This is a genomic window from Bacillus suaedaesalsae (assembly GCF_016890225.1).
Taxonomy (GTDB): Bacteria; Bacillota; Bacilli; order Bacillales; family SA4; genus Bacillus_BS; species Bacillus_BS suaedaesalsae.
The window spans coordinates 185,772-199,196 of record NZ_JAFELM010000016.1 but is presented as its reverse complement, the minus strand read 5'-3'; the positions used below and the strand labels follow the sequence as shown (position 1 = coordinate 199,196).

Below are 13,425 nucleotides of genomic sequence, written 5' to 3'. Positions count from 1 at the left end.
TTAGGGGAGCATATCATGTCGCCAAGGAGTCTTTCCTTATACTGTTATTGCAAATATTCCATTTTCAGCAGATAGCCTATTACGCCCGAGTTCTTTAGATTGCAAAAGCAACTGGTCTGCGTATATATATCCTTTTTCTAATGTGACAGCTTCATTTACCTTGAAGAAATAAAGACCAAAAGAAGAAGTATATTGGATTTCAACATTTTCACCTTTATATTCAGCATTTACATAGCTAGATGAGAGTCTACCAATCATCCCTTCGACAACAGCCTCACATTGTTCAAAGTTTCGATTTCTAAGAAAAACAGTAAATTCTTCTCCACCACTTCTAAATAAATAATCTTCTTCTTGGATACAATGCTTTAACGTATTCGCGAAGTGCTGAATAACCTGATCCCCAATGGCATGATTATATGTGTCGTTAATTGATTTAAATTTATCAATATCAGCAACAATGATTCCAATACATTCTTCTGTAACATTTAGTTCTTCGATTTTTTTATCCATGAGCGCACGATTTGAGACACCTGTCAAAAAGTCTGTATAGGCCATCTGTTCAAATTTATCTCTCTCTAACTTATCTTGTATACTTTGAGATTTGAAAACAAACGAACGACTCACAATGTAATTTAATATAAATAAGCTAATAACTGTTTCCCAGTTTCCATCCAGAAGAATAATTAGTAGCAAACCATTTGTCAATGCAGTTTTACCCATATCCAGTATGCTTCGGTTTTTGTAGAAGTTAGCTGCATCTGCTCTTGTTTTTATTTCCCCGTATATTTTCAAAACAATTACTAAACATGTATCAGAAATTAGAGTGATTACCCGAACTAACACGAACAGTAATAGCCAAAAGCCAAAAGGTACGTCTTCTACATAAGGCATTAGGAACTGGAATAGATAGAATCCAATTGAGTTACTAAGGACAAATGCCCCAATGTTATAGAATGTATCATAAAATTCTTCTTCGTCTGCGGTCTTTGTTATTTTTCGTTGGAAATAAATAATAAAACGATATAATGTCTCAAATAGTAATAACCCAATCGGACCGGCAAATAAGACAATGGATAAACTGTAGCTAATTGCATAATCATATGTAATATTTCCGCTCTTGCCGATGACACGTAATTGGAAATAAAGAGTCGAAAAGGCTAAGTAAATTAATAGAGAAATTAGATAGGTACGATTATCTATTAGAATATGGTCAGAACCAGCGAGGACAACAATGACAGAAACGATAAATAAAGCAATATTAAAAATTCTGGCCCATATCATGATTCCCACCCCTTTGTCTCTCTTTACTATAATAATATCCTAAAACCAAGAAGTATGAAATTATATATTTAAAATAATTTTAAGAAATTAGAATTTTTAAATAAAACATTGTGTATTTACGCAGGAAATTATTTCCCATGAAATATTTATAGATAATAGATAGATTTTTATTCAAGTTTTAAGTTGAGAGGTAACCCTTGTTAGGTTGCGTTGCGTTGTTAGTTTCTTATGTAGTATACCTAGAAAATAAAAGAATTCCCTCAAGGGAATCCTCTATTTACTAACTATTCTTTTCATAAAGCTTAGCAATCTCAATCATAACCTTCGTTGCCTTTATCATATTATCAACAGAGATGTATTCGTACCTTCCGTGATAGTTTTCTCCACCAGTAAAGATGTTTGGTGTAGGTAGTCCCATATAAGATAATTGGGCACCGTCCGTACCACCACGAATTGGTTTAATAATTGGTTCTATGCTTAAGTTTTTCATAGCTTGGAAGGCGATGTCTACTACTTCTTTAACAGGCTCTATTTTGTTTTTCATATTATAATACTGATCTTTTATTTCAATAGAGATACTATTCGAACCATATTTCGCTCTTAACTGATTAGCTATATTTTCTATGTGAGCTTTTCTCAAAGTGAATTGTTCCTGATCGAAGTCTCGTATAATATATGATAGTTTTGTTTCTTCTACATCTCCATGAAATGAGCTTAAGTGATAGAACCCCTCATATCCCTCAGTTAATTCAGGCACTTCTCCCTCAGGCAGCAAGTGATGAAACTCCATTGCAATTTTTGCTGAGTTTACCATTTTTCCTTTAGCGGTTCCAGGATGAACATTACTACCTTTAACTATAACCTTTACTCCAGCAGCATTGAAGTTCTCGTACTGAAGTTCACCTAATGGTCCTCCGTCCATTGTGTATGCATAGGTTGCTCCAAATGCATCAACATCAAACTTATGTGGTCCTCTACCAATTTCCTCATCAGGTGTGAAAGCTACACGTATTTTACCATGCTTTACTTCAGGATTTTGAATGAAGTAGTTCATAGCCGTTACAATTTCTGTAATGCCTGCTTTGTTGTCAGCGCCTAACAACGTTGTTCCGTCTGTTGTGATTAATGTATGTCCTCTGTAATTTAGTAAATCAGGAAAATTTGCCGGTGATAAAATCAAATCTAGTTTTTCATTAAGAACTAAATTTCCACCATCATAGCTTTCTATAATTTGTGGTTTTACATCTTTCCCTGTAAAGTCTGTTGCTGTATCAAGATGAGCAAGGAAACCGATAGTAGGGACATCCTTTTCTGTGTTAGAAGGAAGGGTACCCATTACATAACCATTTTCATCAAGAGTTACTTCTTCTAATCCTATTTCAATTAATTCTTGAACTAGCTGACGTGCTAATACAAGTTGCCCTGGTGTTGAAGGACAAGTTGTACTCTTTTCATCAGACTGTGTATCAATCTTCACGTATGAGGTCAAACGCTGTATTAATTCTTCTCTCATTATCCCGCAACTCCTTTTGATTGTATTATTTGTATTTATTCTACAACAGAGAGAGTGCTATTATATAGTAAAAACTTTTTGGACAAGTGAAAAATAGATGAAACTTTTTATCATACATTCTTCTCTAATAGGTTGATGGGAGGTTAGGTTATGGATGAATCGAGGTTAGTACGAAAAGCTATTAAAGGGAATAAAGAAGCTTTTCAACAGTTATTAGTTTTACATAGTGATCAATTATATCGAACGGCTTATTTATATGTTGGAAATCGAGAAGATGCATTAGATGTCGTGCAAGAGACCTCGTATAAGGCATACATGGCAATCAACAGCCTAAGAAATGAAGACTATTTCTTAACATGGTTAACGAAAATTTTAATCCATTGTTCTTATGACGTGTTACATAGGAAAAGGAAAGAAGTACTTACTGAAAATATGAAGGAGATATCAATTGATAAAAAGCCAAAAACAGAAGAGCATATTGACTTGGTTCGGGGACTAAGTGAACTGAAAGAAGAGTATCGGTCGACTCTCATTTTATTTTATTATCGTGACTTACCAATAGTAGAAATCTCCAGGATTCTTGAAGTTCCTGAAAATACAGTAAAAACCTATCTACAAAGAGGGAAAAAACAACTAAAACAAAAGTTAGGAGGTAGTAGCTATTATGAAGGAGAAATTGTTTCATGAAGAAGCAAAGAAACTAAATGTTCCAAAGGATGAAGTATTAGCAGCGATTAACTTAGGGATTGAGAAAGGAGAAAAGGCTAAAAGCAAACCTTCTTCTAGGAGAGTCCCTTTTATTATTTCGGCGGCAGCAACTGTTATGATTGTGTCGAGCTTATTAGTTCCTTCTATATCTCACGTTTTAGCCGAAGCACCCATTGTAGGGGGAATGTATGAAAAGTTTAATGATGTAGTGGGTAGAAGTCTAGAATCTCAACAATTAATCACCCAGCTTGACGAAAAGGCAACGAGCAGAGGAATTGATGTATCGATTACAAGCTCATACTTTGATGGGGCTGTAGTTGGTGTGACGTTTGAAGTAGAAGGAAAGGTAAAGAAAGACAGAGATGGAAACGTGATTGGATTTTATGAGATTTTTAATGGAGATAGTAGAATATCCGAAACGAGAGAATTAGTGTACTTAAAAGAAAGTAAGGATGGATGGAGTGGGCAAATCCAAATTAGCTACCCATATTCAGATCTACCAGCCAATACAACGCTGCCCCTTACCTTTATGAGCTTTGGTGAGAAAGAAGGTACGTGGAGGTTTGATGTTCCGATTAAGCAACTGCCATATGAAGAGGTGGCTTTAGATGTAGAACGGGAGATTCCGGACCTAGATTTGAAATTGAAACTGCATACTCTCATTAAGGGAAACTCATCTGCGGCCATTGATTATTCTGTATATCTACCTGAAAAATTTGATGATATAAGATTTGAGGTTTCAGATCAAGACAGAACATCGAATCAAATCTATAATCGCCAATCTGGTTTGAATAAAGGGAGATTAACAATATTGCAGGATGTTAGTGGAGAGTATCTAGAAGTAGTACCTCAATTTACTCTTCATGAGGTAGATCAGTTTATTACGTTAAATCAATTAACACCGGTTAAAATTATATCAAATAGACAAGACCTATCTGTACAAATAGAAAATATGAAAGTAGACGGGGAGCAATTTACCATTGATTTTCAAGTAAACAATGGTGATCGTAAAGGTAGAGAATTTAGCTTGTTCGATGGATTTGCTCGTAGTGATGTTACGTTAGTTAAGGAAACAAGAAAAGAAATATATGAGGAACCAATTGAACATACAATAAGTGTACTTGATAAAAAGTCACTTCGTTTTAGAAGTACCTTTAATCTCAAGGATATAAATGACTTTAATAAAAATGATTATGTAGTTCGAGTAAGTTTAGGAGCGCTCTCTACAAATCTACCTATCGAGCTAGAGCCAATTAAAATAGACTTAAAATAACTTTTAACACCTGAATTCTGTTCAGGTGTTTTTTCTGCTTGAAAAAATTAAGAAAATCTTAAGATTTATCCTCAATAACTATTAAGATTTACTTTTTATAATAAAAATACTTCCAAATATAAACATGATAAAATCTAGAAAGGAGAGTGAGCGAAGATGAATGTAAATTATTCCGTTTTAGTAGTGGATGATGATAAAGAAATAAGAGATGCGATTGAAATCTATTTAAAAAATGAAGGAATTAAAGTGATTAAAGCAAAAGATGGTATAGAAGCGATTGAGCTATTACATGAACATGAAATCCACCTTATATTATTAGATGTGATGATGCCACGGTTAGATGGAATTGCGACAACGTTTCGTATCCGTGAAACTAAAAACATCCCTATTATTATACTGAGTGCCAAAAGTGAGAATACAGACAAAATACTTGGACTTCAGGTGGGAGCAGATGATTACATCACAAAGCCTTTCAACCCAATGGAGTTACTAGCACGAGTAAAATCGCAGCTAAGGCGGTATGTCACACTCGGTACATATGGAGGAAAAGAGAAGGTAATCGATTTAAATGGGCTGACACTAGACCAGGCTGCAAAAGAAGTAAAGGTTAACGGTGAGATTGTAAAGCTGACTCCAATTGAGTACAAAATCGTAGAATTACTTATGCTTCATGCGGGGAGAGTATTCTCGATCAATGATATATATGAAAGAGTGTGGAAGGAACAAAGCTATAATGCCGAAAACACCGTTGCTGTACATATTCGGAAAATCCGTGAAAAGATAGAAATTGATCCGAAAAATCCTAGATATTTAAAGGTGGTATGGGGAATTGGATACAAAATGGAAAAGTAGAGGGCTCTTATTTGGGCTGTTATTTTTATTTACCTTTGGGGTAAGTAGTTTGTTAGTTGGGCTTTTTGAAGGGGACCGTTATTTCGAGACTAGTTATTTTAATTCTGAACAATTCGAAGATGAGTTCTCACACTTTCTGTATCTTTTAGAAGAATATGAGTTAAATTCTATAGTTAAGGAAGAAATAGTGAATTCCATAATAGTAACTAAGGAAGAGGTGGAAGAGCATCGCTATCGATTTGGAGATTTAAATGAGCAAATTACAAGTATAAAAGATCAATATGAAATTATCATACAAGAGGCAAAAGACGCGGGAAATCAGGATATAGCTGATCTTTATATTTCAGAGAGAGATAAAAAAATTGAGGATATTACGAAAAACTTTAACAGTGAAGATTATGTAAGTTCAAAAATTAAAAAGGAAAAGCAAGAGGCAATTGAAAACTATTATGCCGAGCAAGAGAATAACAAGGGAGAATTCGAACATTATAAAAAATCTTATAGTTATTTTCTCAAAAATATCAAAACAGGCGAGATCTTCACGAACATGAACATAAAAAGTGAAGCTGAATTTACAGAGCAAGACCTGCTATATTCAAGGAGTTTTAACAATAAAACCGGTAATTTATCAACGAATGGAAAAGTGATTGATTATGGATATTCTCCATCCTATATAAAAGTAAAAGATTCAGGTTTATTTGAAGGAGCCATTGGTGTCATTAAAGGATCAAATTCAATCGTCTTAGCTCAGTATGAAAACTATCACAAGCAGCAACTATTTTTCTTTATTTATGTTGGTTTAGGTATAGCGTCACTTGGAGTTAGTTTGTATTTGTTTAAGAAACATAGGGTATTTAATCGTCTATTATCAGATAAATGGAGAGAACTGTATAATAGACTTCCAGTTGATGTACGGATAATCATGTTTTTTGTTACTTCAATTGGTGTATTTATAAGTCTTTCGTTTATAGGAAGTGCCATATCCTATATTGGAATTAGTCATATTGATACGGTCTTTAGTATATTTTTAACTACAGTTATCATCACTTTATTCCTTGCAGCATCTTTCATCCAAGGAGAATACTTATTATCGCATTATAAAGACGTTTCAAATTTTGAGGTCGACTGGAAAAAAAGCTATATATATCGTGGTTTTGGTATATTTAAGGATGCTTTTTTAATAAGGAAAATAGGTACTCAGTTTTTAATTTTATTCATTTTTGTATTTGGGATGGGGGGTATCACCGCAGCTTGTTTAGTTGCTCCTCAGTTTATTGTATTACTTGTCCCATTTGTTATGGTGGCTGCACCATTTATTTTTATCATGATTAAGCAGTTAAGTCTTTTTAACAAAATCATCATTGCGACATCCGAGATCGCGAATGGGAATCTTGTCTCAGAACTTCCTGTAAAAGGAAAATCAATATTAGCAAAACATGCATCTCATATTAATCAGTTAAAACAGGGAGTTAAAACTTCTAGGCAAGAACAAGTAAAAAGCGACAGGTTGAAGACAGAGCTAGTAACGAATATTAGTCATGATTTACGAACACCTTTAACATCAATTATTTCCTATACAGATTTATTGAAAAATCCCGAGTTGGTCGAAGAGGACCGCCGAGCTTATATTGACATTATTGATCGAAAAGCAGGCAGGTTAAAGGTATTAATAGATGATCTATTTGATGTTTCCAAAATGGCTAGCGGAAACATTGAACTGGAGAAAAAAGAAGTAGACGTTGTGCAACTCTTACAGCAATCATTGGCAGAACGAGATGATACGATAAAGTCATCGGGGCTAGACTTCAGAGTGCAAAAACCTGAACATCCAGTAATAGCTACCGTCGATGGTCAGAAAATATGGCGAGTATTTGATAACTTGTTAGGAAATATCCTCAAATATTCGTTAGAAGGAACGAGGGTATACATTTCAATTAAAGCATTGGATCAGCATATTGAAATTGTCTTTAAAAACGTGACAAAGTACGAACTGAGTGAGAATGTAGATGAGCTATTCGAACGTTTCAAACGAGGAGATACATCACGTAATACAGATGGATCAGGATTAGGGCTGGCAATTGCCAAGTCGATTATTGATATTCATGATGGAACCTTAGAGATAGAGGTAGACGGGGATTTATTTAAGGCTACTGTGAAAATTCCAAAATAAATAGTTCATTAATTGGAAGGGTTAAAATAAACCCTTCCTTTTGTTTGCCATTGTGTGAAAGGTTCATGGATGAAAGAAGTCTGTAGGCAATGTCCTTTGAGTTAATATGTACAAACTCCGAAACTGATCATTATTTATAGAAGGGGAGATTAATAGAAAGTCTCCGCGATATCCGGCGATTCTTCATCATAAATCTTCTTAAATTTGTTGTTTTAGGATGATTCTGAGGAATTCGCATATCTTCTCGCCTTAATAACAATGTACCTTTTAGAAAGGGTATTACTCTAACAAACTATCTTTCAACACTCTAATATCCTCATCAGAAAGACCGAGGAATTCCTTTGCATATCGTTCTATAGATTCATATTTTGCTAGTAGTTCATCTAAAAAGGTGTGAATATACTCTGCCCTTGCCTCGAACAAAGCATCTAGTACATCCTGTTCGATATTCGGAAGGTTATTATAACCAATTTCCTGAAAGTTGGCTGATAGTTGTTCTAGTGTTTCATTGGTATATAAGTAGTCTTCCAATATGGTTTCCCGTGGAACTCCGAGTATAGAAAGAATAAGAGCAGCAACAGCTCCTGTTCGATCCTTTCCTGCCATACAATGAAAAAGCAATGGCTTTTTTGGTTCTGCCAATAACACTTCAAAAACTTTTTGGAAGGCTTGCTTAAACCCAACCATATGTTGATTCAAATTAATCAACAGTTCTCCTGGTTTAGTATTTCTAAGTAAATCAGCAAATTCTCTGTGTTCTCCTACCTGTCCTAGCATCTGTTCATCCGATAGAATGGGCGTGTGATGCCAAGTTACTCCATCAAGCACCGGGTCTGGAAATTTTTCTATTTCATCTAATCCGCGTAAATCACAAATTCTATTAATACCAAGTTGACTCACAATATGAAGATCACTTTCTGTCAATCTACTTAAGTTACCTGAACGATAGAGCATACCTCGTTTCAAACGGGAACCATTTTCTGTTATGTACCCCCCTAAATCTCGAAAGTTAAAGCTTCCTTCTAACTTAATCTCACGTAATATAATCGTCATTTTTAAACCTCTATTCTAAAAGGAACGTTAATTCTTTGCATTTTTCTTTATAATAATTATCTGTGTGGTAGTGTACTATCTTTGTCAAAGTATTTTTGAAGGACAGAGAATAGAACAAATGAGATTTGGTCTTCCTATTATTCTTCCGTTTCAAATTCACTCATTAACCCATGTAAGTTATCAAATGGATCTTTAAAAAATGTCATCCACGTTTCTCTGTTCCCCATCTTTGCAACTAGATGAGGCTGATCAATAAACTCGATTCCCTTTTCCTTGAATTCTCTATAGGATTTCTCGATGTCTTCTACATTAAAATAAACAACTGAGCTTGAATGCTGGTTTTGTTCGTTCTCTGGGAGACTTAATAGCAAGCGTACACCGTGTGCATCAAAGAATGCCATGTTATTTGTATTGAATAAAAGAGGTAATCCAAGCTTGTCCTTGTAAAAATGAATCGAAATCTCTAAATCGTTAATCGGAACTGCAATCTGACCAATACCTTTTATCATCTAAAATCCCCCATTTATTAATCTATTAACTTTATCTTATTACAAAAAAAGTAAATTGAATAGGATATAGTAGGAAGTCCATGAAAAAGTACAAATTCAAAGAGGGATAACACTACAAAGGTAGGAGTATATATTAAAAACTCGCAAAAAAAGAGGTGTTTACATGACTTCTACAACAAGGCGTGGTAAGGGTATGATTTACGTGGTGGATCCATCTCCACTAAATTGGCTTTATGTACTTTTTAATACGATGGAAGAAGCAGTTAGAGCTAGTCGTACAGGAAAAATTATTCCCTCTTTAGCAAGCCGCTTAAAATGGATAAATGAAAAGACACTCGAATTGCAGCTTAGGGACGGGGTAACGTTTCAAAATGGTGAAGAATTTACGGCTAATCATGTCAAACAGAATTTTAATCAAGAGGAACCGTGGATTGCTCCTCATCCCCCTGGGACGTGGCTCAATCTAGTAAAAGGACGAAAAGTTGAATTCGTAGATTTGTATAAGGTTCATATTCATTTCCCGTCTATTGATGGGCTTGCATTAGGAAAGTTAAGATCCTATCATTTTGCCAACCACCTATTTTGGCAAAAGCTAGGGTTTGGTTATGAGAAGTTTGGAACAGCTGAGGGACACTGGTGAGTACTTGATGCACCGGGCCAGTGGGGCACTGGACCATTTGTATTATCAAAGGGCTAATCAAGTATTGAAAACGTTCAAGCTATCATAGAAGAAACTCCATTTTCATCTACATGGATCACAACTAGAGAATTAAGAACAAAACAAGTAGTTTTAGAAGCAAATCAACATTATTGGGATAAGCAGCGAGGACCACGGTTGGATAGGTTAGTTTTCAGAAATGATTTATCAAAGCAAGAGGCATTAGAGAAATGTATGACAACAGAAGGAGAGGTTGATATTGTTACGGAGTTAACTCCTGTCGAGGCTAGCAGCGTACAGAAATCACCTTATGCAAAACTAGTAACCGTCCAGGGGAATAAGATGCTAATAGGAGTATTTAATTATTTTAAACAAGACATTCATTTTTATGATAGACGTATACGAGAGGCGATTAATTTTGCGGTGGATCGTGCATCGATTATTCAAAATGGATTTGGCGGTTATGCAGATGAAGTACCTGCCCTAACTCCACCTTGGGCTTTTGACTTTCCAAGAGAATTAACGCCTAGACAGTATGAACCGGAAAGAGCGAGGCAATTATTACTATCTGCAAACTATCCAAAAGGTAGAACATTAACAGTTGCTACAACGAAAAAATATGAAAATGTAGCAAATATAATATCAGATAACCTACGTGTCACACTTGGAATCAATGTACATATAACCGTTATTCTACCAAATGATGAGTTGAAGTGGAAACGTGTGATTGCTGAAAAGAAATTAGTGCCTGCATGGGACATTCTTTTAACAGATGCTTCTGCTTTGTTCCTAGAAGTGACACCAGCATTCTTTCATCGTGAGTTTTTCGGAAGAAGTGGGATGTATAGAATGAGTCCGGTGAATGATGAATTTGAGACACTGTTTAATAAGATGACCAATACGATTGATTACGAAAAACAAGTAGAGGCTTCGAAAGACATTGATCGCTATGTTTACAAAGAAGCGTTGGGACTTTTTCTATGTAGTCCTCGCAATTTATATGCAGTGAATAAACACGTTAACTTTAAACCTTACCGCACAAGTCTGGAATTTGCTGAAACAAGTGTAAACGATTCGCATTGGTCTAGGAGATGAGAGCCTTCTCAATTTATGAGGAGGTTTTCTACATAATGATTGATTAATAAGGTATAAACCACTATAATTTTCCTATTATTGCAAGTAAAGGTGTGAGCAGAAAAAAGATGATACGAAGATTTTTTACATACTATATTCCGCACAAAAAACTATTTATGTTAGATTTCAGCAGTGCTGTATTTGTTGCATTGTTAGAGTTAGCTTTTCCGCTTGCTGTTTCGTGGTTTATTGATCATTTACTGCCATCTCAAGATTGGCCTGCCATTGTATGGGTGAGTGTTGGTTTGTTAGCCCTATATTTAGTGAGTACATTTTTGCAATTTGTTGTGAATTACTGGGGGCATAAACTGGGTATTAATATCGAAACAGATATGAGGCAGGAATTGTTTCAACACGTTCAGAAGCAATCGTTCAGTTTCTTTGATAATACAAAAACAGGCCATATTATGAGCCGAATTACGAATGACTTGTTTGATTTAGGTGAGCTTGCTCATCATGGACCAGAGGATTTGTTTATTGCAGTAATGACGTTCATCGGTGCATTTTGGATTATGTTAACGATTAATGTAAAGCTGGCATTTGTTGCGATTATTGTTGTTCCGTTTTTAATTTTACTAATCATCTACTCAAATATAAAAATGAATAAAGCATGGAAGAGAATGTATAGCGATATTGCCGATGTAAACTCACGAGTAGAGGATAGTGTATCTGGTGTCCGTGTTGTTCAATCTTTTACAAATGAAAAATATGAGATAGCTAGATTTTCTAAAAACAACCAAAGATTCCGCCGGGCAAAGCTAAATGCGTATAAGATTATGTCTTTCAGTTCATCTGGTATTTATATGATGACGAGAATGATTATATTGTCTGTATTGGTATATGGAGCATGGTTAAGTTTTTCAGGTGAATTATCACATGGAGCCTTAGTTGGTTTTATTTTATATGTAAATGTTCTGCTAAAGCCAATAGATAAAATTAGTGCCATTATGGAACTTTATCCGAAGGGAATGGCAGGATTTAAGAGGTTTACAGAGTTAATGGATACTGAGCCTGATGTGCAAGATAAAAAAGATGCTGTCGATATTGTTTCATTACGCGGGAATATAACATTTGAAAATGTAAGCTTTCGTTATGATGAACATAAAATAGTGTTAGACAATATTGATTTATCTATATCAGCCGGAGAGACCGTTGCGTTTGTTGGCCCATCTGGTGCCGGTAAGACAACGATTTGTAGTTTAATTCCACGTTTTTATGATGTAAACGAAGGTTCGATTTCAATTGACGGAATTGATATTCGGGATATGACCAAACGGTCGTTGCGGTCTCAGATTGGAATTGTACAACAGGATGTATTTCTGTTTACAGGTACCCTAAAAGAAAACATTGCATATGGCATGTTACATGCAACAGATGAAGAGATTGCTGAAGCGGCAAGAAGAGCCCATTTAGAGGATTTCATTGCTTCCTTACCATTCGGTTATGAGACACAAATTGGTGAAAGAGGTCTCAAGCTTTCAGGCGGTCAAAAACAGAGAATAGCGATTGCTAGAATGTTTCTAAAGAACCCGCCAATTTTAATTTTAGACGAAGCAACGTCCGCATTAGATACAGAAACTGAGTTGATTATTCAAAAGGCTTTAACAGAGCTGGCAAAGGACCGTACAACGTTAATCATTGCACACCGTCTAGCAACCATTCGTAATGCAGATAAAATTGTCGTTGTGACGGAAGAAGGTATTGCCGAAGAAGGAAAGCATGAAGAACTAATTGAGTTAGGTGGAGTTTTTGCAAACCTTCATCGTGTTCAATATCAATAGAATGAAAGAGCCATAACCTACAATAAAGGTTATGGCTTTGTTTGTTCCAGACTCTATACGTAGGCATTTTTGCTATTTACCTAATCTAACTACATTTATATCTTCAATTATTTGTTATATTTATTGCTTTGACGAAAAGATGCCTAACCAAAGACGTGACTCATGACTCTTTCAAAAAGGCTGTTTTCGCATACTTTGTTGCTATTTTTACAAAAAAAGAATTTATTTTAGGTCCGTTGATTTCCACTTCAGGCACACGCTTTCCGCGGGGAGGGACGTGAGCCTCCTCGGCTCGCCTGCGGGGTCTCACGATTCCCTCTATCTCCCGCAGGAGTCGAGAGACTTCCGCTCCAATCAACTCAATGTTTTAACAGAGCTATCCAAATAGCAACAATCTTTAAGAAAAGAGCCTTCAAAAAATAATAATCAATGCGAAATCAGCCTTGTTCTAAAAAGGTGTTGAAAATGATAGGATAATATCTACATAATATAT

At 35.3% G+C, this 13,425-nt stretch carries 11 protein-coding genes; 7 read left to right on the top strand and 4 right to left on the bottom strand.

The genetic code is table 11. From position 1 onward, the window contains the following. Window positions 1-36: 36 nt before the first annotated feature. On the bottom strand, window positions 37-1,281 hold the full coding sequence (locus JR050_RS04175) for a GGDEF domain-containing protein (RefSeq protein ID WP_204202251.1): 1,245 nt from the start codon (window positions 1,279-1,281) through the stop codon (window positions 37-39). Window positions 1,282-1,561: 280 nt separating this feature from the next. After that, window positions 1,562-2,794, bottom strand: coding sequence for a peptidase T (gene pepT, locus JR050_RS04170; RefSeq protein WP_204202250.1), 1,233 nt, complete (start codon window positions 2,792-2,794; stop codon window positions 1,562-1,564). Between the two features lie 150 nt (window positions 2,795-2,944). On the opposite strand from pepT, the gene JR050_RS04165 reads away from it, so the two are divergent. From JR050_RS04165 to JR050_RS04150, 4 genes are all read left to right on the top strand, one after another. Beyond that, window positions 2,945-3,481, top strand: a complete 537-nt coding sequence (locus JR050_RS04165; protein ID WP_204202249.1) for a sigma-70 family RNA polymerase sigma factor — start codon at window positions 2,945-2,947, stop codon at window positions 3,479-3,481. Beyond that, window positions 3,459-4,775: a DUF4179 domain-containing protein gene (locus JR050_RS04160; RefSeq protein WP_204202248.1), complete on the top strand. Its 1,317-nt coding sequence runs from the start codon at window positions 3,459-3,461 to the stop codon at window positions 4,773-4,775. The genes JR050_RS04165 and JR050_RS04160 overlap by 23 nt, the downstream gene beginning before the upstream one ends. Before the next feature lie 156 nt (window positions 4,776-4,931). Next, on the top strand, window positions 4,932-5,627 hold the full coding sequence (locus JR050_RS04155) for a response regulator transcription factor (RefSeq protein ID WP_204202247.1): 696 nt from the start codon (window positions 4,932-4,934) through the stop codon (window positions 5,625-5,627). Next, window positions 5,605-7,797: a HAMP domain-containing sensor histidine kinase gene (locus tag JR050_RS04150; RefSeq protein ID WP_204202246.1), complete on the top strand. Its 2,193-nt coding sequence runs from the start codon at window positions 5,605-5,607 to the stop codon at window positions 7,795-7,797. Before JR050_RS04155 ends, JR050_RS04150 begins: the two co-directional genes overlap by 23 nt. A 279-nt stretch (window positions 7,798-8,076) precedes the next feature. On the opposite strand, the gene JR050_RS04145 is transcribed toward JR050_RS04150, so the two are convergent. Together JR050_RS04145 and JR050_RS04140 are read right to left on the bottom strand one after the other, a co-directional pair. Further along, window positions 8,077-8,850 carry a tyrosine-protein phosphatase gene (locus tag JR050_RS04145; RefSeq protein ID WP_204202245.1) on the bottom strand — a complete coding sequence of 258 codons (774 nt, stop codon included), beginning with the start codon at window positions 8,848-8,850 and terminating at the stop codon, window positions 8,077-8,079. A 137-nt stretch (window positions 8,851-8,987) separates the two neighbouring features. After that, on the bottom strand, window positions 8,988-9,359 hold the full coding sequence (locus JR050_RS04140; RefSeq protein WP_204202244.1) for a VOC family protein: 372 nt from the start codon (window positions 9,357-9,359) through the stop codon (window positions 8,988-8,990). Window positions 9,360-9,522: 163 nt separating this feature from the next. On the opposite strand from JR050_RS04140, the gene JR050_RS04135 reads away from it, so the two are divergent. The 3 genes from JR050_RS04135 (at window position 9,523) to JR050_RS04125 (ending at window position 12,932) form a co-directional block, all read left to right on the top strand. Further along, window positions 9,523-9,999, top strand: coding sequence for an ABC transporter substrate-binding protein (locus JR050_RS04135; protein ID WP_204202243.1), 477 nt, complete (start codon window positions 9,523-9,525; stop codon window positions 9,997-9,999). A 63-nt stretch (window positions 10,000-10,062) separates the two neighbouring features. Then, window positions 10,063-11,112: an ABC transporter substrate-binding protein gene (locus JR050_RS04130; RefSeq protein WP_204202329.1), complete on the top strand. Its 1,050-nt coding sequence runs from the start codon at window positions 10,063-10,065 to the stop codon at window positions 11,110-11,112. 107 nt (window positions 11,113-11,219) lie between these two features. Next, on the top strand, window positions 11,220-12,932 hold the full coding sequence (locus JR050_RS04125; RefSeq protein ID WP_204202242.1) for an ABC transporter ATP-binding protein: 1,713 nt from the start codon (window positions 11,220-11,222) through the stop codon (window positions 12,930-12,932). Window positions 12,933-13,425: the final 493 nt, after the last annotated feature.

What these genes read in the sequence shown, in the direction of transcription:
- JR050_RS04175 (WP_204202251.1), bottom strand. Translation starts at nt 1,281, where the DNA reads ATGATATGGGCCAGAATTTTTAATATTGCTTTATTTATCGTTTCTGTC.
- pepT (WP_204202250.1), bottom strand. Translation starts at nt 2,794, where the DNA reads ATGAGAGAAGAATTAATACAGCGTTTGACCTCATACGTGAAGATTGAT.
- JR050_RS04165 (WP_204202249.1), top strand. Translation starts at nt 2,945, where the DNA reads ATGGATGAATCGAGGTTAGTACGAAAAGCTATTAAAGGGAATAAAGAA.
- JR050_RS04160 (WP_204202248.1), top strand. Translation starts at nt 3,459, where the DNA reads ATGAAGGAGAAATTGTTTCATGAAGAAGCAAAGAAACTAAATGTTCCA.
- JR050_RS04155 (WP_204202247.1), top strand. Translation starts at nt 4,932, where the DNA reads ATGAATGTAAATTATTCCGTTTTAGTAGTGGATGATGATAAAGAAATA.
- JR050_RS04145 (WP_204202245.1), bottom strand. Translation starts at nt 8,850, where the DNA reads ATGACGATTATATTACGTGAGATTAAGTTAGAAGGAAGCTTTAACTTT.
- JR050_RS04140 (WP_204202244.1), bottom strand. Translation starts at nt 9,359, where the DNA reads ATGATAAAAGGTATTGGTCAGATTGCAGTTCCGATTAACGATTTAGAG.
- JR050_RS04135 (WP_204202243.1), top strand. Translation starts at nt 9,523, where the DNA reads ATGACTTCTACAACAAGGCGTGGTAAGGGTATGATTTACGTGGTGGAT.
- JR050_RS04125 (WP_204202242.1), top strand. Translation starts at nt 11,220, where the DNA reads ATGATACGAAGATTTTTTACATACTATATTCCGCACAAAAAACTATTT.